This is a genomic window from Rhizobium beringeri (genome assembly GCF_004306515.1).
Classification (GTDB): domain Bacteria; phylum Pseudomonadota; class Alphaproteobacteria; order Rhizobiales; family Rhizobiaceae; genus Rhizobium; species Rhizobium beringeri.
This window is the reverse complement of record NZ_SILG01000001.1, coordinates 1312332-1331100: the sequence shown is the minus strand read 5'-3', so window position 1 is coordinate 1331100 and position 18769 is coordinate 1312332. Positions and strand designations below refer to the sequence as shown.

Annotated in this window: 17 protein-coding genes, 3 tRNA genes and 1 riboswitch; of the genes, 7 read left to right on the top strand and 13 right to left on the bottom strand. The window is 60.2% G+C overall.

The annotated features are described in order from the left end of the window. Positions 1 to 14: 14 nt before the first annotated feature. From ELH03_RS06855 to ELH03_RS06840, 4 genes are all read right to left on the bottom strand, one after another. Positions 15 to 599: a NuoB/complex I 20 kDa subunit family protein gene (locus tag ELH03_RS06855; RefSeq protein WP_064245931.1), complete on the bottom strand. Its 585-nt coding sequence runs from the start codon at positions 597 to 599 to the stop codon at positions 15 to 17. Beyond that, complete coding sequence (locus tag ELH03_RS06850) at positions 590 to 955, bottom strand: NADH-quinone oxidoreductase subunit A (RefSeq protein ID WP_010055493.1); 366 nt, start codon at positions 953 to 955, stop codon at positions 590 to 592. The genes ELH03_RS06855 and ELH03_RS06850 overlap by 10 nt, the downstream gene beginning before the upstream one ends. A gap of 246 nt (positions 956 to 1201) precedes the next feature. Next, a tRNA-Asp gene (locus ELH03_RS06845) sits at positions 1202 to 1278 on the bottom strand. A gap of 84 nt (positions 1279 to 1362) precedes the next feature. After that, positions 1363 to 1439, bottom strand: a tRNA-Asp gene (locus ELH03_RS06840). A 404-nt stretch (positions 1440 to 1843) separates the two neighbouring features. Between ELH03_RS06840 and ELH03_RS06835 the strand changes: the two genes are divergently transcribed. From ELH03_RS06835 to ELH03_RS38615, 3 genes are all read left to right on the top strand, one after another. Beyond that, positions 1844 to 1919, top strand: a tRNA-Val gene (locus ELH03_RS06835). 101 nt (positions 1920 to 2020) lie between these two features. Continuing rightward, positions 2021 to 2419: a hypothetical protein gene (locus ELH03_RS06830; protein ID WP_128404352.1), complete on the top strand. Its 399-nt coding sequence runs from the start codon at positions 2021 to 2023 to the stop codon at positions 2417 to 2419. A gap of 411 nt (positions 2420 to 2830) precedes the next feature. After that, positions 2831 to 3043, top strand: coding sequence for a hypothetical protein (locus ELH03_RS38615; RefSeq protein ID WP_128404351.1), 213 nt, complete (start codon positions 2831 to 2833; stop codon positions 3041 to 3043). Between the two features lie 111 nt (positions 3044 to 3154). On the opposite strand, the gene ELH03_RS06820 is transcribed toward ELH03_RS38615, so the two are convergent. After that, positions 3155 to 3703, bottom strand: a complete 549-nt coding sequence (locus tag ELH03_RS06820) for a glutathione peroxidase (RefSeq protein ID WP_128404350.1) — start codon at positions 3701 to 3703, stop codon at positions 3155 to 3157. A gap of 133 nt (positions 3704 to 3836) precedes the next feature. Further along, the gene (locus ELH03_RS06815) at positions 3837 to 4190 is read right to left on the bottom strand and encodes a hypothetical protein (protein WP_018241586.1); all 354 of its coding nucleotides are present in this window, start codon (positions 4188 to 4190) and stop codon (positions 3837 to 3839) included. 165 nt (positions 4191 to 4355) lie between these two features. Between ELH03_RS06815 and ELH03_RS06810 the strand changes: the two genes are divergently transcribed. Continuing rightward, on the top strand, positions 4356 to 4961 hold the full coding sequence (locus tag ELH03_RS06810; protein WP_128404349.1) for a class I SAM-dependent methyltransferase: 606 nt from the start codon (positions 4356 to 4358) through the stop codon (positions 4959 to 4961). A gap of 5 nt (positions 4962 to 4966) precedes the next feature. Here the strand turns inward: ELH03_RS06810 and ELH03_RS06805 are convergent, their stop codons facing one another. Further along, positions 4967 to 5368, bottom strand: coding sequence for a (R)-mandelonitrile lyase (locus tag ELH03_RS06805; RefSeq protein WP_233942154.1), 402 nt, complete (start codon positions 5366 to 5368; stop codon positions 4967 to 4969). A gap of 242 nt (positions 5369 to 5610) precedes the next feature. On the opposite strand from ELH03_RS06805, the gene ELH03_RS06800 reads away from it, so the two are divergent. After that, positions 5611 to 6597, top strand: a complete 987-nt coding sequence (locus tag ELH03_RS06800; protein WP_128404347.1) for an aldo/keto reductase — start codon at positions 5611 to 5613, stop codon at positions 6595 to 6597. Between the two features lie 86 nt (positions 6598 to 6683). Here ELH03_RS06800 and ELH03_RS06795 read toward each other — a convergent pair whose 3' ends face one another. From ELH03_RS06795 to clpP, 6 genes are all read right to left on the bottom strand, one after another. Next, entirely contained in the window at positions 6684 to 8882 is a 2199-nt protein-coding gene (locus ELH03_RS06795) for an esterase-like activity of phytase family protein (RefSeq protein ID WP_130766198.1), read from the bottom strand. Between the two features lie 96 nt (positions 8883 to 8978). Beyond that, on the bottom strand, positions 8979 to 9887 hold the full coding sequence (ribN, locus tag ELH03_RS06790) for a riboflavin transporter RibN (RefSeq protein ID WP_420655115.1): 909 nt from the start codon (positions 9885 to 9887) through the stop codon (positions 8979 to 8981). Between the two features lie 84 nt (positions 9888 to 9971). Beyond that, positions 9972 to 10126: riboswitch (FMN riboswitch) on the bottom strand. A gap of 187 nt (positions 10127 to 10313) precedes the next feature. Beyond that, entirely contained in the window at positions 10314 to 10589 is a 276-nt protein-coding gene (gene hupB, locus ELH03_RS06785) for a DNA-binding protein HupB (protein WP_003558438.1), read from the bottom strand. Positions 10590 to 10795: 206 nt separating this feature from the next. Then, on the bottom strand, positions 10796 to 13213 hold the full coding sequence (gene lon, locus ELH03_RS06780; protein ID WP_003547341.1) for an endopeptidase La: 2418 nt from the start codon (positions 13211 to 13213) through the stop codon (positions 10796 to 10798). Positions 13214 to 13616: 403 nt separating this feature from the next. Next, on the bottom strand, positions 13617 to 14894 hold the full coding sequence (gene clpX / locus ELH03_RS06775) for an ATP-dependent Clp protease ATP-binding subunit ClpX (RefSeq protein WP_003547337.1): 1278 nt from the start codon (positions 14892 to 14894) through the stop codon (positions 13617 to 13619). A 303-nt stretch (positions 14895 to 15197) separates the two neighbouring features. Continuing rightward, on the bottom strand, positions 15198 to 15827 hold the full coding sequence (gene clpP / locus ELH03_RS06770; RefSeq protein ID WP_003547334.1) for an ATP-dependent Clp endopeptidase proteolytic subunit ClpP: 630 nt from the start codon (positions 15825 to 15827) through the stop codon (positions 15198 to 15200). 214 nt (positions 15828 to 16041) lie between these two features. Between clpP and ELH03_RS06765 the strand changes: the two genes are divergently transcribed. Together ELH03_RS06765 and ELH03_RS06760 are read left to right on the top strand one after the other, a co-directional pair. Further along, a complete protein-coding gene (locus ELH03_RS06765; RefSeq protein WP_197729751.1) occupies positions 16042 to 17457 on the top strand; it encodes a sensor domain-containing diguanylate cyclase in 1416 nt (471 codons plus the stop codon). A gap of 59 nt (positions 17458 to 17516) precedes the next feature. Continuing rightward, a complete protein-coding gene (locus tag ELH03_RS06760) occupies positions 17517 to 18761 on the top strand; it encodes a cytochrome P450 (RefSeq protein ID WP_130766197.1) in 1245 nt (414 codons plus the stop codon). Positions 18762 to 18769: the final 8 nt, after the last annotated feature.

Sequence of the window (18769 nt, the reverse complement as noted above, 5' to 3'; positions counted from 1 at the left end):
CTTGTCCTTAACCCTTAGCGTTCGATCGTGCCGGTACGCCGGATCTTCTTCTGCAGCAGAAGCACGCCATAAAGCAGCGCCTCTGCCGTGGGGGGACAGCCCGGCACGTAGATGTCGATCGGCACGATGCGGTCGCAACCGCGTACCACCGAGTAGGAATAGTGATAATAGCCGCCGCCATTGGCGCAGGAGCCCATCGAGATGACATAACGCGGCTCGGGCATCTGGTCGTAGACCTTACGCAGCGCCGGCGCCATCTTGTTGGTCAGCGTGCCGGCGACGATCATCACGTCGGACTGGCGCGGCGAAGCGCGCGGCGCAAAACCGAAGCGCTCGACGTCGTAACGCGGCATCGACAGCTGCATCATTTCGACGGCGCAGCAGGCAAGGCCGAAGGTCATCCACATCAGCGAGCCGGTGCGGGCCCAGTTGATCAGCTCGTCGGTCGAGGTAACGAGAAAACCCTTGTCGGCGAGCTCGTTGTTGATCTCACCGAAAAATGGGTCGTTGCTGCCGATCGGCTTGCCGGTCGAGGGATCGATGATCCCCTTTGGCTGCTCTGCAACGAGCGGCTGATTGCTCACAGGGGCTACTCCCATTCCAGGGCTCCCTTCTTCCATTCATAGATAAAGCCGATGGTCAGCACGAGAAGGAAGACCATCATGGACCAGAAGCCGAACCAGCCGATGGCGCCGAAGGAGACGGCCCAGGGGAAGAGGAAGGCGACTTCGAGGTCGAAGATGATGAAGAGGATCGACACGAGGTAGAAACGGATGTCGAACTTCATACGCGCGTCGTCGAAAGCGTTGAAGCCGCATTCGTAAGCCGAGAGCTTTTCCGAATCGGGCGCTTTGAAAGCCACGGCAAACGGCGCGATGAGTAGCGCCAGGCCGATGACAAGCGCAATAGCAATGAAGATAGCGATTGGAATATAAGAACTGAGTAGTTCAGTCATCATGTTCATCCCTGCTTGCCGGAGACGCCAGGCGGCGCATTTGGGCAAATGCCCGGCAAGCGAACGTGCGTTGCAACAAGCCGTGGTTAGCGCAGCCGAAGCCCCGGCGCAAGACTTTTACAGAAGCAATTCGACGAGTATCCGAGGGACACTATCAAGCACATGCAACGATGTCGCGACAAATCCGCGCAAGCCGCTTCGGCGCGCATGCCTGACCACTGGAAACTGCATAGCTTTCAAGAGAAATGGCGCGAGTGACGGGGCTCGAACCCGCGACCTCCGGCGTGACAGGCCGGCACTCTAACCGACTGAGCTACACCCGCGCATTGACCGGCCATTTTGCGGCCGCGAGGAAGAAGTGAACCGGACAAACGACAAATCGCATTTGCGTTTTACAAGACTTGAAATGGCGCGAGTGACGGGGCTCGAACCCGCGACCTCCGGCGTGACAGGCCGGCACTCTAACCAACTGAGCTACACCCGCAATTCATTTCAAGCAGTCCGGATGCCTTCGCACCCTCTCCAAAACGGCTGCCCGTTTCGATGAGCGGCTAACTACGGGGTTCGCCTTTTAGTGTCAAGCAGGTTTGGAGACAAAACCATGACAGTCCGTGAAATGTTTCGGCGGGTTGGGTGCCTGACGAACAAAAGTCGGCACTTCCGTCTTCCGCAGCGGTGCCCAGGCGCAGACGCAGCGCCTTCGAAACGGAGATGCTCGCCGCCCTCCCCTCACTTTTCCACAGCCGAGCCGAACCTAAGCGGCATTGCAAGACTCGGGACCACCACCAAAAAAATCAAAAAATCTTCACAAACACTCTTGCGGTTTTGCCGCGATCCGCATAGATCACGGCCACCAACGCGGCAGGCCGATCCGGCTTCGTTTGCGATGGGCGATTAGCTCAGTTGGTAGAGCGCCTCGTTTACACCGAGGATGTCGGGAGTTCGAGTCTCTCATCGCCCACCATTTCCAAACTTCCCTGCTGCTTGTTCATCAGACTTAGACTCCCGAATTAGCTCGCTAATCCGATCAGGATCTGCGCAAGGTGTTTTGTCAGGAGACACCTCATGAAAACCGTTGCGATCATCTCTACGCTGCTTCTCGCCAGCGTGGCTGCGCCGCCGTGCATTGCCAGAGAGCCGGCGCAAGAGGTGTTCCTGTCTGCCGGGGATCAGGCGATTACAACCTCGGGAGAAACCCCGGCGCGTGAAGCCAGAACATATCTCCTGAGAATGCAGTCCGATCTGCCGATTAATTTTTCGGTCGATGCCGACAATTCTGCCTGCAGCTTGGAAATCAGCAAAGCCAGCCAGCGCGGCGTCTTAAGTACAATCAGCCGATTCCCCGCGTCTTTCAGAGACAGCGGTCAAAGTGGCGATAAATATACGTTTTCGTTTTTCCAAAACCGCGTTTCATTTATGAGCGGCGCCCGATGCGCCTTCTCATTTTCTCTCACTCAGATGTGACTATGTGATTGGGTGATGGGCATCCCTCGCCGTTTGGAGGACGCCCATCGTCTGCCATTTCATGGCGATTACATCCACGCCGAAAACCCACCCGCTGCCTATCGGTTCGTCACGACCCTCCCTATCCGGCGAACCGGCTGGCCAATGCCCCGTGCGGCGGCACGCCACGGTCGGAGTTGTTGGCAGGACTGCGTTCTCGAAGCGGCATCCGGCAAGACGTTCCGGCGCAGCTAGGCGTCACGCCCGTCAGCTTCAGAAGCGCCCCATCCCGGCAGCGCTCCACAAAACGGACTACTGCCAGCCGCCGCGCCTCCTCCTATTGGGCGAATGGATAGGGGGCGGCAAAAGTGGCAGTATTCGTCGCCCGGAAAGTCTCCGCGCTTGAAGGTTCATCACGCCTGGAGGTGTGCCATGAGGACCCTGCGCTCCGCATTGACGCTGTGCATCGCGATTGCCCTTGGCACGCCAAGTGCCACATACGTCGCCCTGCCCGGATATGCATTCAAGACGAATCCAAATTGCCAGCGCCACCAACCGAAGACGAAATTCGACAAGAGGTGCGACTGGCCGAGAGTGGGCTTCAAGGACTTTACGCCCCCGCTTGTGACCGTGCTTGGGATCTGAGGATCTTGGAACGGCGCCGGATGCGCTTTCTCATTTTCTCCGACTGAGATGTGAGAGCGTGATCGGGGTAATGAGCATCCCGCTGTCCGGTGGGTGCTCATCGCCCACCATTCATCCCTTCGCCAGTTCTTTATCCACAGCGGAAACCAGCCGCGAATCATCTGCCGTCACGTCAGGCGCGAAGCGGGCGGCGACTTTGCCGTCGCGGCCGATCAGGAATTTTTCGAAGTTCCAGAGGACGTCGTCCTCATCTCCGCCTGTCATGCCGTGGGATTTCAGGCGTTCGCGCATCGGCCCGTCGCCCGTCGTCGCGACACCCGACTTGGTCAGCTGCCGGTAAAGCGGGTGCTGGGCTTCGCCCTTGACCGAGATCTTCGAGAAAATCGGGAAGGTGACGTCATAGGTGCTGGTGCAGAAATCGAGGATCTCGGCATCGGTGCCAGGCTCCTGGCCCTTGAAGTCGTTGGCGGGAAAGGCGGCGATAACGAAGCCGCGCTCGCGCTTTTCGCCGTAGAGCTTTTCCAGTCCCTCATATTGCGGCGTAAGGCCGCATTTCGAGGCGACATTGACGACCAGAAGCACCCGGCCCTTGTATTCGTTGAGCGTGGTCTCGCGACCATCCACAGTCTTGACCGGGATATCCAGCACATTGCCCGTCACGGGAACCTCCAATTTCGTAGGAATATGTTTCGCCCAAGCTTAGCGATATCGCCGCCGTTGTCATCAGCGTCGGGATCAACTTGGCTTCCACAGGACGCCGGTGCGGCTTCCGGCCGCACCGGGCCTTAGCACCTCAGGCGGGAGACGTTTCCTTCACGTCGTCGAGCAGGAAGTGCACGACGAGATAATCCGTCTTGTAATGGCGGCCGCTGTCCGACACGGAATCGACGCTGCCGCCGTCCTTCGGGTGCCAGGCGTGGTAATGGGGATTGGTGGTGATCAGCGTGATGGCCTTGCCATCTCTTTCGCCAAGCCGGAAGCGCATCTCGGCGAGCGGCCAGATCCGCTCGTAATCCTGCATGGTGATTCGCGCCTTCAACGCCTTGCGCTGCAGCGGCGCTTCGCCGGCCTCGGCTGGTGTTTCCAACATCACCTCCTCAGCTCCGCTGATGATGGCGTTGAATTCTTCAGGCCACATGCGTCTCATGAAATCGCTCCTCCCGAGGCTTTTTCGTCAGTTCACAGATGGAACTTAGCGGTTTGTTCGAAAGAAGCAAATTCCTGTCATGCGGTTGTCATCGGTGCCGGCTGCTCCTACCTTCCCGTCAAACCGCATCAGGGCCGCCAGTCGCCCGCAATCCCGAGATCAGAGATGAAGACACGTGAAGAAAGGCAGGCGCTCCGGGCGAGCATGCCGCGCACTCCGCTCAGCGCCCATCATATGGAAAACGCCCGGCTACTGCCGGATCGCGGCGAATTGCTTTATCGGATCCCGAACGGCGGCATCGGCGTCGAGGTCGGGGCAGCCTTCGGCGAATATACGGCGGAGATCCTGGAGAAGAATCGCCCGGCGCAGCTCTACCTCATCGATCCCTGGTCGATGGATCGCTACAGCTCCGGGCTAGACGCGATCCACTCGAATTTCGCGGCCGAGATCGCGGCCGGCCGGCTGCATCTGATGCAAGGCACATCGCTCGACAAGCTTGCCGAATTCGAGGACGATTTTCTCGACTGGGTCTATATCGATACCGACCATTCCTTCGAGCTCACCTGGCAGGAACTCCTGCTCTGCGACAAGAAGGTGAAGCGGACGGGGCGTATTGCCGGGCATGATTTCTGCACCGGCAATACGGTGAAGCCGATCGTCTACGGCGTCGTCGAGGCGGTCACCAAGTTCTGCAAGGATTACGGCTGGCAATTCGAGTTCCTGACGGTCGAATCGCACGCGCATTTTTCCTATTGCCTGAAGCGGCTCTGATCAGCTCACACTTTACCGAAATATTGCTCGTCGCTGACCTTTTCCATCCAGTCGACGTGGCTGCCGTCCAGCGCCTCATGGATGGCGATATGCGTCATCGCCGTATCCGGGGCAGCACCATGCCAGTGTTTTTCGCCCGGCGAGAACCAGACGGTATCGCCAGCGCGGATCTCGCGGATGTCCCCGCCCCAGCTCTGGGCGAGGCCCTTGCCTGATGTCACGATCAGCGTCTGGCCGAGCGGATGCGTATGCCAAGCCGTGCGGGCGCCGGGTTCGAAGGTGACGGAGACCGCCCTCGCCCGTGCCGGCGCCGGCGTTTCCATCAGCGGATCCTGGCGAACGGCGCCGGTGAAATAGTCAGCCGGTGGCTTCGTCGAGGGGCGAGAGCCGGCGGTTTTGATCTCCATGATCTGTCCTTTTCCATCCATTGCGGTTGAAGCCTTATATCGAGACGATATTTCATCGAGGCGACCAATCAAAGCCGGATCGGCAATTGCCGCGGAGTCACCCGCCTGATAGTTCCAGTGGCTTTCATCACCAAGGCGCGTCGCATCGTCTTTGATTCATGCGATGCGCTTTGGCTCTTTGTTTTTATGCATGTCGTTATCCCCACACACTTCCGGGCGACATGCAGTAGGGAGGATTTTTCATGAAACACCATGCATTCGGCCGCATGCCCTTCACCGTCACCAATGTCGGCTTCGGCGCCTGGCAGATCGGCGGCTCCTGGGGCGATATCAGCGAGGCCGACGGACGCGCGGCGCTGAATGCCGCGCTCGATGCCGGCATGACATTCATCGATACGGCAGATGTCTATGGCGACGGCCGCTCGGAAAAGATCATTGCCGACGTCCTGAAGGCGCGTGGGGCCAAGCGCCCGATGGTCGCCACCAAGGCGGGCCGCCGCCTCAACCCGCATGTCGCGGAAGGCTACACCAAGGCTAACCTTGAAGGCTTCATCGACCGCAGCCTCACGAATCTAGCCGTCGGCAGTCTCGACCTCGTGCAGCTCCACTGCCCGCCGCGCGAGGTGCTTTACCAGCCGGAGGTCTTCGATGGCCTGAACGAGCTGCAGAAGGCCGGCAAGATCAAGGGTTACGGCGTCAGCGTCGAAAAGGTCGAGGACGGCCTGAAGGCGATCGAATATCCCGGCGTCGTCAGCATCCAGATCATCTACAACATTTTCCGCCAGCGCCCCGACCATCTGTTCTTCCAGGAAGCGCGCCGCAAGAACTTGGCGATTATCGCCCGCGTGCCGCTCGCCAGCGGTCTTCTCTCCGGCAAGATCACCCAGGACACGCACTTCGCCAGCGACGACCACCGCAATTTCAACCGCAACGGCGAAGCCTTCGATGTCGGCGAGACCTTTGCCGGGGTGCCGTTCGAGATCGGCCTGCAGGCGGTGGAAGAGGTGCGCAAGCTGGTGCCGCAGGGCGCCACCATGGCCGCCTTCGCGCTCCGCTGGATCCTGATGAGCGATGCCGTTACCGTCGTCATCCCCGGAGCGCGTAACGCCGAGCAGGCCAGGGCCAACGCGGCCGCCGCCGACCTTGCGCCGCTTTCGGCCGATGTCATGGCAGCAACGCGCGAGATCTACGAGCGGCTGATCGCGCCGCATGTGCATCAGCGCTGGTAGGCCGTCGGACATTTCGAAACCAAAAATGGCCGGGCGAAAACCCGGCCATTTTCATGTCATCGATCCGTCAAGGTCAGTTGGTGGGCTCAGTTCGTGCCGACGAGATCGACCGGAAAGAACAGGGTCTCGCCGGAGGAGTCGCTGACGCCGTCATTGTCGGTGACCGCGTAGGCCTTGCCCGATGCGTCGAAGGTGAAGCCTTCAAGCTTGTCCAGCACATAGCCATTGGTCGCGGTCTTCAGTTCGCCGAGGAAGTCATGGGCTTCGGTCTTCTTGACGACCGGCAACTCGCCGCCGAGCTTGGCAGGCTTCAGCTCCGATATCGCGACCTTGTAGAGCTTCTTCAGCCTGGCGGCATCGCCGACGAGATTGTCGCGCTCGATGATGTAGACGCTGTCGCCCTGGGCGGAAATTTCCGACAGGCCGACCCAGCCGCTTTCCGTCTTGTCGAGCGGATAGCGCACAGCACCCCATTCCTTCTTCTTCGGATTGTAGGAGACGAGCTTGACGAAGCCCTTCTCGTCATCGCTCCACTCACGCTGGACCGCCATCCAGAGCGTCGTATCGTCGCCGGTGCCGACAATGGTCACGCCTTCGAAGCCGTAGCGGATTTCGTTGGCGACGAGCTCCTTCGGCAGGGCGATCTCGGCCTTGATGTCACCCTTGGCATTGACGTTGTAGAGGGCGTGCGGGACGAGCCGCTCGCTGTAACCTTCCGAGGCGAGCCAGAAGGAGCCGTCGGCAGCAGCCGCAATACCTTCGATGTCGAGCTTCTGGGCCGGGGCGCCATCACGCTTGACGACGAGAGCGTCGGTGATGACGGCCGGCTTCTTGCTGGCATCGATCGTGTAGATCGTCGGCTGCGAGCCCAGAACGCTGTCGCTGACGGCGTAGAGCATGCCCGGCTTGCCCGGAACGGCGGCGAGACCCGAAAGGGCTGCAAAGCCGATCGGATTGCCATCCTTCTCGGCGGAGACGATCTGCGGATAGGCCTTTTCGCCTTCCGAGCGCTCGTAGATCATCACATGCGAGCGCGCGCCGCCATCCTTGCCGAGGTCAAGCTCGTTGGCGGTCGCAAAAAGATTGCGCTTAGGGATGGCGATCGCGCCTTCCGGCGAAATGCCGGATGGCAACAGCTGGACAAGCTCGGGATCAGCTCCGGTATCCTTATAGACGCCGACGACCGAAGCGCGCTCGGCGAGCAGGAAGAAATACTGATCGTCGCCGAACTTGGCGGCTTCAAGGCCTTCGGGCTCGACGCCCTTCGATCCCGACCGGCTTTCCGGATAGTGGCCGATATGGGCGACGGCGCGTTCGAAGGATGCGCCCGATTCGTAGAGAAGCTTGCCCGTCTTGTCGAAGATGGTGAAGCCGCGCGAGCCGCCCTGGTAGTCGCCTTCATTGGCGACGACGAGGCGGTTGTCGTCCAGCCACTTCACGGCGTCGGGCTCGCGTAGCACACCCTTGGCTTCGCCTGAGAATTTCAGGGCGCCGTCACGCTTGGTGTCGATGCCCGTGAGATCGACGCTGCCGGCGGAGAAATGCGTCTTCACTTCAGCCGTGTTGGCGTCGATGATGACGATTTCGTTGTTCTCCTGCAATGTCAGGGCAATCTCGTTCAGGCCGTTGAAGGCGACGAATTCCGGTTCCGGATCCTCAGGAGCGACGCCGGCAAGCCCGGCCAGCGCGACGTGCTTGATGGTGCCGCAATCGACGGTGCCGTTCTTGACCTGGAAGACGACGAGGTCGCCAGCCGGCATTTGCGGGATCTTGCCGTCATTGACCTTTTCGTCGCGCTCGTTTTCGATCGCGATGGTGCCGAGCGTCTTGTCCTTGTTGAGGGCGATCGAATCCGGCTGGCCGCCGAGATCGCAGCTGTTTTCGATCTTCTTGGTCGCTACGTCGACGATCGCGAGACGGCCCGAGGGCTTCGCCTTGCTTTCGGAGGTGTTGATGGCAACGAGCGCCTTGCCGGCGCTGGAGGTGACCGATGTCGGCTCGCCGTCCATCATCACCGCACCGCCGGCCTTCGGAGCCTTGGCATCGGTAATGTCGATGAAGCCGATCGCGCCGAGCGGGCTGTCGCTATAGATCAGCGTGTTGCCGTCGTCGGTCGCTGAGATGATTTCGGCGGAGCTCACCGAAAGCTTGTCCTTGTCAGCCGGCAGGTTCTGCGCAACCGGAAAGGAAGCGACGCGGTTGAAAACCGGTTCGGCCGTGGCCGGAAAGGCGACGGATGCGAGAAGCGCGGCAGCGAGCGCTGCCTTGCGCGATGAAATTGTCATGAAATCCCCCAATGTGTCGAACATTCGAAACAGGAGTTTTCTGCGGGAGCGGCATGACAGAGGCATGACAGATGCGACATTTTGTACCTGAGCGCGTCAGGCTGGTTTGCGCTCTCTGCGCATCTCGTTTCGCATGATGAAGAGCGAAGCAGACAGGATGAGAGCCGCTCCCAGCCAGAGGTAACCCGCCGGCGCGTAGCCAAAGAACAGCCAACCGGCCAGAACGTTCAACGGCAGCTTCAGATCGTCGAACGGCTGGACGTAGGCGGCATCCGCTGCGGCATAGGCAAGCGTCAGGAAATACTGCGCTGCTGCGGTCAGCAGCCCCGCCAGCAGGAACAGGGCAAGTGTTGCACCCGTCGGTACTGCAAAACCTGCCATAAGCGCCAGCCCGCCGTTTATCGGCGTCAGCAGAACGAGCAGCCAGACGGTGATCGTCTCCGGTCGTTCAATGCCAGTCAGGCTCTTGGTGATCAGCGACGAGGCGCCCCACAGCAGCGCCGAGAGCACAGGCAAGAGTGCCGCCCAGCCAAAGCCGTCCGACCATGGCTGCAGGATGATCATGGCTCCGGTGAAACCCGCTGCCGTCGCTGCCCAGCGAGCCGGGCCGACGCGTTCACCCAGGAAAAGCCGGGCGCCCAGAATGATGAAGAAGGGCGAGGTCATCACCAGTGCGATCGCCTGCCAGATCGGTACGGCGGCAAGGCCGGCGACCCAGGCCTCGACACCGAGCGCGGCAAGCGCGACGCGCACGAGGTGACGCCAGGGATAGTGCGTGCGCATCGCCGCAAGGCCGAGCCTCTTGAGGAACGGCAGCGAAAACAGGAAGGCGAAGCCATATTGCCAGAAGGCTGCCGACGCCGAGGGAAAGGCAAGCTTCATCGTCAGCCATTGGGTGACGACGTTGAGAAGCGAAAAAGCAATGCCGGCAAGCACCATCCAGAGTGCACCGACAACGGCCCGGGACGGCGAGACTGCAAGGGAAGTCTGATTCATGTCTTTCATCCAGAACAGGGACCAACATAAATCAGGACGCATGAGGCACGGACACGAGCGACATGGCGGATCCCTGCCCTTCGCACGACCGACACTCATTCTCTTCCATCCGGACTTTAACCCTCGGCTCCGGAATCGCACCGGATCTGCTGACCCCTCCCCCGCTTGGACACAAGGGAAGGCGCTCGCGGGCTCGAGCCGAAACCCTTACCGCCGGTGGGGAGTTTCACCCCGCCCTGAGAACGGAAATGTCGTAGATCAAAGCCCGCGCGGCGGCAAGAGTGCTCTCAGATCAAAAAAGTAGAGCATGATGTCGTCCGAAAACCGCTCACACTTTTCGGCATCATGCTCTGAAGCAAAAGGGGTCCGGCAAAGCCGAACCCCTCTCAAATCCTGCACAACCGGTCTCGTTTCCGGCTGACGGATAATATCAGATCAGCCGTTGACGGCGTCCTTCAGGCCCTTGCCGGGCGTGAATTTTGGCACGTTGCGAGCCGGAATGTCGACTTCAGCGCCCGTCGACGGATTACGGCCCTTCGTTGCGGCACGATGAGAAACGGTGAAGCTGCCGAAACCCGCGAGGCGGATGTCGCCCTTGTTCTTGAGTTCAGCCTGGACAACGTCGAAAACCGCGTCAACAGCGGAAGCCGCGTCGGACTTCGTCAGTCCTGCCTTTTCGGCTACTGCGGACACGAGTTCATTCTTGTTCATGTTTCCACCCCTTTCTAAATGGTATGAAACGACTCAAAAGTAAGCTAGGCGCAGAATAGGTTTCATCAGGCCCGCCGAAAACCCAAAAGCCCTGCAAATCAAGGAAAAGCAAGCGTCTACATGACGTTTTCACAAAAAAGGCTGGCGTTTCCGCCAGCCTTTTTGCGTGTTTTGGGCCAATTGGGCATAAATGTGGCAAAGGCCACTCAATGCGCTATGGTTGCGCCTGTCTCATCGAGGCCTTCGACCGATGTGATGACCGGCGTTTCCACCGTGCCGTCCCATTCAATCGGCTCCGGCCGCCGGATCAGCGCATGCTTGATCACCTCGCCCATGCGGGATACCGGGATGATCTCCATGTTGTTCTTCACGTTATCAGGAATCTCCGCCAGGTCCTTGGCGTTTTCCTCCGGAATCAGCACCTTCTTGATGCCGCCGCGAAGCGCTGCGAGCAGCTTTTCCTTGAGACCGCCGATCGGCAGCACACGGCCGCGAAGGGTGATTTCACCGGTCATGGCGACATGCCTGTCCACAGGGATGCCGGTCATGATCGAGACGATCGCTGTTGCCATGGCGACGCCGGCCGAGGGGCCATCCTTCGGCGTTGCACCTTCCGGCACGTGCACGTGGATGTCGCTCTTGTCGAAGCGCGGCGGCTCGATGCCGAAATCGACAGCGCGCGAGCGGACATAGGAGGCCGCTGCCGAGATCGATTCCTTCATGACTTCCTTCAGATTGCCGGTGACCGTCATGCGGCCCTTGCCCGGCATCATCACACCTTCGATGGTCAGCAGCTCGCCACCGACTTCCGTCCAGGCAAGACCGGTCACGACGCCGACCTGATCCTCGCCCTCTGCTTCGCCATGGCGGAAGCGCGGGACGCCCAGGTAGTCGGAGATGTTGGCCGCCGTCACATGAACGGCCTTCGTCTTGCCCTTGATGATCTCAGTGACCGCCTTGCGGGCGAGTTTCATCAGTTCGCGTTCGAAGTTGCGGACGCCGGCTTCACGGGTGTACTGCTGGCTGATCGCCATCAGGGCGTCGTCGCTGACCGAGAATTCTTCCGGCTGCAACGCATGTTCCTTGATGGCCTTCGGCAGCAGGTGCCGCTTGGCGATTTCGCGCTTTTCATCCTCGGTGTAGCCGGCGATACGGATGATCTCCATGCGGTCCATCAGGGGCGCTGGAATATTCAGCGTATTCGCCGTCGTGATGAACATCACATCCGACAGGTCGTATTCGACTTCCAGATAGTGGTCCATGAAAGTCATGTTCTGCGCCGGATCGAGCACTTCCAGCAGGGCCGAGGACGGATCGCCGCGATAGTCCTGGCCGAGCTTGTCGATCTCGTCGAGCAGGAAGAGCGGGTTGGACTTCTTCGCCTTCTTCATCGACTGGATGACCTTGCCGGGCATCGAGCCGATATAGGTGCGGCGGTGACCGCGGATTTCGGCTTCGTCACGAACGCCGCCAAGCGCCATGCGGACATACTCACGGCCGGTCGCCTTGGCGATCGACTGGGCGAGCGAGGTCTTGCCGACACCCGGAGGACCGACGAGGCAGAGGATCGGGCCCTTGATCTTGGTGGCACGGGCCTGCACGGCCAGATATTCGACGATGCGCTCCTTGACCTTGTCGAGACCGAAGTGATCGGCTTCGAGGATCTTCTCGGCATTGTTGAGGTCGGCCTTGATCTTCGACTTCTTGCCCCAGGGAATGCCGAGCAGCCAGTCCAGATAATTGCGCACGACGGTGGCTTCCGCCGACATCGGGCTCATCTGGCGCAGCTTCTTCAGCTCCGCATCGGCCTTTTCACGGGCTTCCTTGGACAGCTTGGTCTTGGAGATGCGCTCTTCCAGTTCGCTCATCTCGTCGCGGCCTTCCTCGCCGTCGCCGAGTTCCTTCTGGATCGCCTTCATCTGTTCATTCAGGTAATACTCGCGCTGGGTCTTCTCCATCTGGCGCTTGACGCGCGAGCGGATGCGCTTTTCGACCTGCAGGACCGAGATCTCGCCTTCCATGAAGCCGAGGGCCTTTTCGAGGCGCTGCTTGACGCTGGTGGTCTCCAGCATCTCCTGCTTCTCGGTGATCTTGATCGACAGATGCGAAGCGACCGTATCGGCGAGCTTGGAATAGTCGTCGATCTGGCTGGCGGCGCCGACCACTTCGGGCGAAATCTTCTTGTTGAGCTTCACGTAGCTCTCGAATTCGGAGACGACCGAACGCGACAGGGCTTCCAGTTCGACCGGATCGTCATGCGGCTCCTCGAGCACATGGCCGAGCGCCTCATAGAAATCCTCGCGGCTGGTATAGGTGTCGATCTCGGCGCGGGCGCGACCTTCCACCAGAACCTTCACGGTGCCGTCGGGCAGCTTCAAGAGCTGCAACACGTTCGCCACGGTGCCGACATTGTGGATCGCGGAAGGATCCGGATCGTCGTCGCTGGCGTTGATCTGCGTCACCAGCATGATCTGCTTGTCGGAACCCATGACCTCTTCGAGCGCACGGATCGACTTTTCCCGTCCGACGAACAGCGGCACGATCATATGCGGGAAAACCACGATGTCGCGCAGGGGCAGAACAGGGTAGGCAGTGCTGCTCGCTACAGACGTTTTCTTCGTCATTTTATGTCCTTTCCATCGTCCCGTTGCCGGGCTCTCTGCACGGCCGCTTGGGACCGGCCGGCACTCTCACTTGTTGCTACAAGTGGAGGTTCTGACTACGCTTTTCAAGCCACGCTAACGCCCGCGTCCCTCGGATGTGACAGCTTTATTACAACGGAACACCAACACTATGAAGCGCGTGGCTGGACCGGCGCTTACCACTTCCGACCCGGCTAAAATGCAAACGCCAGCAAGAGGTTTACGGAATCATTGCATCATTGCCAAACACTACCCCTTGCGCAACATCGGCAAAGGTAATTTCGGTTCCAACCGGCAAATACTAACAGCGCTTCGCATGGTTTTTCAAATAGAAAGGGGCCTGCCGATGGCAAGCCCCCAAAATAATCATACGAAAGCCGTAAGGTCACGCCGAAGCGTTGGCCTTTTCTTCCTGGCGATCGGCATAGATGTAAAGCGGACGGGCCGAACCGCGCACCACTTCCTCGGAGATGACGACCTCGCGCACGCCTTCCAGCGTCGGCAGTTCGAACATGGTGTCGAGCAGGATCTTCTCCATGATCGAGCGAAGGCCGCGAGCGCCGGTCTTGCGTACGATCGCCTTGCGGGCGATTTCGCGCAGAGCGTCCTCGTGGAAGTTCAGTTCCACGTCTTCCATCTCGAACAGCCGCTGATACTGCTTGATCAGCGCATTCTTCGGCTCGGACAGGATCTGGATCAGCGCATCCTCGTCGAGGTCCTCGAGCGTCGCCAGAACCGGCAGACGGCCGATGAACTCGGGGATGAGGCCGAACTTGACTAGGTCTTCCGGCTCCAGTTCGCGCAGGACCTCGCCGACGCGGCGGTCATCCTGCGACTTGACAGAGGCGCCGAAGCCGATCGAGGTCTTCTCGCCACGGGCAGAGATGATCTTGTCGAGGCCGGCAAAAGCGCCGCCGCAGATGAACAGGATGTTCGTCGTGTCGACCTGCAGGAATTCCTGCTGCGGGTGCTTGCGGCCGCCCTGCGGCGGAACGGAAGCGACCGTGCCTTCCATGATCTTCAGCAGCGCCTGCTGCACGCCCTCGCCCGAGACGTCGCGGGTGATCGACGGGTTGTCGGACTTGCGCGAAATCTTGTCGACTTCGTCGATGTAGACGATGCCGCGCTGCGCACGCTCGACGTTGTAGTCGGCCGACTGCAGCAGCTTCAGGATGATGTTTTCGACATCCTCGCCGACATAACCGGCCTCTGTCAACGTCGTCGCATCAGCCATGGTGAAGGGAACGTCGATGATGCGGGCGAGGGTCTGGGCAAGATAGGTCTTGCCGCAGCCGGTCGGGCCGACGAGCATGATGTTCGACTTCGCCAGCTCGACTTCGCCGTTTTTGGAGGCGTGCGCCAGGCGCTTGTAATGGTTGTGCACAGCGACTGACAGGATCTTCTTCGCCTGCCGCTGGCCGATGACGTATTCGTCGAGGACCTTGATGATGTCCTGGGGCGTCGGAACGCCGTCGCGGGACTTGACCATCGAGGACTTGTTCTCCTCGCGGATGATGTCCATGCACAATTCGACGCATTCATCGCAGATGAAGACGGTCGGTCCGGCAATCAGTTTCCGGACTTCGTGCTGGCTCTTTCCGCAGAACGAACAATAGAGAGTGTTCTTGGAGTCGCCGCCGTTGCTGCCGCTGACCTTGCTCATATCATTTTCCTTCCAGCACGCCGCATTTCAAGGCGAAATCGCGGTCCACTCTATCAGCTCCTGGCGGCACTCCGTTTCCGGAGCCTTTGCCGAGAAGGGCTTCAGGGGGTACGAACCGGGGCCAACCAATCATGTCGTGGTCCCGGCGGCAACGAATTCCCCTTCGAATGCCGAATGCTATGTCATAAAAATTCAACATAGCATTAATAGCTACTATTAGCGTCTTCGTCGCCGTATGAAAGCCCTTGTTCAATCACAAATGGGATAGAACTGTGGCGACAAAAACACCATCCCTATTAATTACTAGGCCTGTTCGCCTTCCATTTCGAGGCGCGACGTCAGAACCTTGTCGATCACGCCCCAGCTCTGGGCTTCGTCCGCATCCATGAAATGGTCACGATCGAGCGTCTTTTCAACTTCTTCGTAGGTGCGGCCGGTGTGCTTGACATAGACCTCGTTCAGGCGGCGCTTCATTTTGAGGATGTCGCGGGCGTGCCGCTCGATGTCCGAGGCCTGCCCCTGGAAGCCGCCCGAGGGCTGATGCACCATGATGCGGGAATTCGGCGTGGCAAAGCGCATGTCCTTGTGGCCGGCAGCCAGCAGCAGCGAGCCCATGGATGCGGCCTGGCCGATGCAGAGCGTCGAAACCGCGGGCTTGATGAACTGCATCGTATCGTAGATCGCCATGCCGGCGGTGACGACGCCACCGGGCGAATTGATGTAGAGCGCGATTTCCTTCTTCGGGTTTTCGGCCTCGAGGAAGAGCAGCTGGGCGCAGACGAGCGTCGCCATATGGTCTTCGACGGCACCCGTCAGAAAGATGATGCGTTCCTTCAACAGGCGGGAATAGATGTCGTAGGAGCGTTCACCGCGATTGGTCTGTTCCACGACCATCGGCACGAGGGCCATTGCGGTATCGACTGGGTTTCTCATGTGCGTCCTTTGTCAACGTCTCGCCGGCCGGCGCCGGGAATCAAAGAAAAATGTCTTACCCCTACATAGAGTGTCCCGGCCCTCCTCTTCAAGACACGCATGAGGATAACGTTAAGAAGGTGGGGCAAGGCGGCTCCTGGTAGCGTCTTTCCGCCAAAAGCCTTTTAACGACGAGTCCTCGGCATGATCTCCCCCGGCTTTTCTCCATGACAGGATGAAGGAAGGCTTACTCTATTCGACCGTGCTCATACACGTTTACCCAACGGAAAGCCTACCGGCAGATATCGGCCTGAAACAATGCCGCAGCGCAGCGACATTAAGGAAGTGGCGAGCTTCCTCGGCAAGGATGCGAACGGACAGACAAGGGGTTGCTGCCGTGTTCAATATTGCTACAGGTCTCGCCATCTGGTGTTCAGAGGCCATGACGCTCGCTTTGGTGCTGTTCGTCGCCTGGCGCCATAACGTCAGGAACGAGGCCTATCTCTATTGGGGCTTGGGCTTCCTCCTGACCGGCATGGGCTTTGCGATGGTCGCGCTACGCGGCGAAATCCCCAGCGTGCTTTCCATAGAGGCGGGCAATGCCATCGCCCTGCTCGGCCAGAGCGCCTGGGTGGCGGGTTTTCTGGCGCTTGACCGCAAGCGGATCGAATGGTGGGCGCTGCTGCCGCCGGTCATCTGGCTCGCCGGGGTCTTCCTGCCCTGGGTCAACAGCGATTATTCAAACCGGGTGGTACTCTATAACCTTGCTTCAGCGACGGGTGCGACGGCACTTGCCATGGCGGTCGCCGCCGGCGACATGCGCCGCGAGCGTACCCGCGTCAAGCTGATGGGCGTGTTCGTCATCCAGGGCTGCCTGTGCTTCGGCTCGGCGCTGATGATGGCGCTGACTCTGCCGAGCGATATCGAGGCGACCAATCTCGGCGGCGCCTCCGCCATGGCCAGCGCCTTCCTGCTCACCATCGCCTTCGCGTTCACCTGCCGGCTGATCATGGAGCGCTCCGAACGGCACCTGCGTGCGCTCACCTTGACCGATTCGCTGACCGGCGTGCTCAACCGCCGCGGCCTGCTCGGCTATTTCGACGCCACCAGGGAAAAAGCCCATGACGACCAGCGCCAGGTCGCGGTGTTGCTTTTCGATCTCGACCATTTCAAGCGCGTCAATGACCGTTTCGGCCACCAGTCCGGTGATGCCGTGCTTACCGCCTTCGCGCGGATGGCCCGCCAGTATATTCCAAACAACATCTTCGGCCGCATGGGCGGCGAGGAATTTGCCGCCTTCGCCGCGGTCGCGGACCAGACGGAAGCCGAGGCGATCGCCGAAGCGATCCGCACCGAATTCTGCCGTCTGCCCGTCAGCACCGGCGAAGCGATCGTTCCAGTCACGGTCAGCATCGGCATCGCGCTTGCCTCCTCGATCGAAGCCAATATCGATAAACTGATCTCAGCCGCCGACCGGGCGCTCTATGCGGCGAAGGCTGCCGGCCGGAACTGCACGGTCACCTTCGGCGAAGCGGAGGCCGCAGCCCCGGCACCGGCCACGCCGAGCAGCACCGCCGGCGAACTCGTGCCGACGGTCGACGACCAGGTCGAGGCGCTACGACGCATGGGTACGCTGTCACGGGCGGGGTAATCCGGGATCCCTCACCCCGCATCTTTCCGAGGCTCGGCAAATCCGCTAAGCCTCGGGGCATGATGATCCCATCCTTTCTCTCGATCGACCGCGCCAACCGTCATGTCTCGCTGGACGGCCGCAACCCGGCCTTCTACAGCAACCCGAATGCCGTCTATGCCGCACTTCACGCCCATTGCCCAACCTTCTACTGGAGTGAGCAGAAGCAGTGGTTCTTCACAGGCTACGACCATGTGAACGGCCTGCTGCGCGATCGCCGCTTCGGCCGGCAGATCCTGCATATCGCCAGCCGCGAGGAGCTCGGCCTTGCCGAGCCGATGCCGCATCTTGCCAGTTTCGATCTCTCGGAACGTTATTCCCTGCTCGAACTCGAACCGCCGGAGCACACGCGGCTGCGCACGCTCGTCAACCGCGCCTTCGTTTCCCGCCATGTCGAGAAGATGAAACCGGAGCTTGCCGAACTCGCCAATCGGCTGATCGACAGTTTCGCGGAGAAGCGTGAGGTCGAGCTGCTCTCGGCCTTTGCCGACATCATCCCGGTGACGATGATCGCCCGCATGATCGGCATTCCCGAAGAGATGGGGCCGCAACTGCTTACCTGGTCACACGCCTATGTCCGCATGTACATGTTCGGCCGTACGCGCGAGCAGGAGGAAGAGGCCGAACAAGCGGCGAAGGAATTTTCCGACTACGTCAAGACGGTCATCACAGAACGCCGCGCCGAACCACGCGACGACCTGCTGACCCACATGATCCATACCGAGCACAAGGGCCAGTATCTGACCGAGGAGGAGCTCGTGTCGACGACGATCGTGCTGCTCAATGCCGGGCACGAGGCGACCGTGCACCAGATCGGCAATTCCGTACGCACCATCCTCGACAGCGGCTGCGATCCGGCGGAACTCTTCCGGGACGAGGCGACGACGGAGCGCACCGTCGAGGAAACCCTGCGCATCTGCGCGCCGGTCCACATCTTCCAGCGCTGGGTGCTGGAACCGACGGAAATCGACTGCGTCTCCTTCAAGCGCGGCGACAAGGTGAGCCTCATCCTCGCCGCAGCCAATCTGGACCCGACAAAATTCACCGATCCACTGACCTTCCGGCCCGATCGTAACGAGGCGGCGAATCTCTCCTTCGGCGCCGGCATCCATTTCTGCATCGGCGCGCCGCTGGCGCGGCTGGAGCTTAACGTCGTGCTGCCGATCCTGTTCGAGCGCCTTGCCGGCCTGAGGCTGGCGAAGACGCCGGTGGTCAAGGATGTCTACCATTTCCACGGGTTGGACCGGCTGGATCTGCAGTGGTGATCCAGCCC

Bases quoted from the DNA above. Each gene is read 5' to 3' on its own strand.
- ELH03_RS06850 (WP_010055493.1), bottom strand. From the start codon at position 955: ATGACTGAACTACTCAGTTCTTATATTCCAATCGCTATCTTCATTGCT.
- ELH03_RS06795 (WP_130766198.1), bottom strand. From the start codon at position 8,882: ATGACAATTTCATCGCGCAAGGCAGCGCTCGCTGCCGCGCTTCTCGCA.
- clpP (WP_003547334.1), bottom strand. From the start codon at position 15,827: ATGAGAAACCCAGTCGATACCGCAATGGCCCTCGTGCCGATGGTCGTG.
- lon (WP_003547341.1), bottom strand. From the start codon at position 13,213: ATGACGAAGAAAACGTCTGTAGCGAGCAGCACTGCCTACCCTGTTCTG.
- ELH03_RS06800 (WP_128404347.1), top strand. From the start codon at position 5,611: ATGAAACACCATGCATTCGGCCGCATGCCCTTCACCGTCACCAATGTC.
- ELH03_RS06815 (WP_018241586.1), bottom strand. From the start codon at position 4,190: ATGAGACGCATGTGGCCTGAAGAATTCAACGCCATCATCAGCGGAGCT.
- hupB (WP_003558438.1), bottom strand. From the start codon at position 10,589: ATGAACAAGAATGAACTCGTGTCCGCAGTAGCCGAAAAGGCAGGACTG.
- ribN (WP_420655115.1), bottom strand. From the start codon at position 9,887: ATGAAAGACATGAATCAGACTTCCCTTGCAGTCTCGCCGTCCCGGGCC.
- clpX (WP_003547337.1), bottom strand. From the start codon at position 14,894: ATGAGCAAGGTCAGCGGCAGCAACGGCGGCGACTCCAAGAACACTCTC.
- ELH03_RS06830 (WP_128404352.1), top strand. From the start codon at position 2,021: ATGAAAACCGTTGCGATCATCTCTACGCTGCTTCTCGCCAGCGTGGCT.
- ELH03_RS06805 (WP_233942154.1), bottom strand. From the start codon at position 5,368: ATGGAGATCAAAACCGCCGGCTCTCGCCCCTCGACGAAGCCACCGGCT.
- ELH03_RS06765 (WP_197729751.1), top strand. From the start codon at position 16,042: ATGAAGGAAGGCTTACTCTATTCGACCGTGCTCATACACGTTTACCCA.
- ELH03_RS06855 (WP_064245931.1), bottom strand. From the start codon at position 599: ATGGGAGTAGCCCCTGTGAGCAATCAGCCGCTCGTTGCAGAGCAGCCA.
- ELH03_RS06810 (WP_128404349.1), top strand. From the start codon at position 4,356: ATGAAGACACGTGAAGAAAGGCAGGCGCTCCGGGCGAGCATGCCGCGC.
- ELH03_RS06760 (WP_130766197.1), top strand. From the start codon at position 17,517: ATGATGATCCCATCCTTTCTCTCGATCGACCGCGCCAACCGTCATGTC.
- ELH03_RS38615 (WP_128404351.1), top strand. From the start codon at position 2,831: ATGAGGACCCTGCGCTCCGCATTGACGCTGTGCATCGCGATTGCCCTT.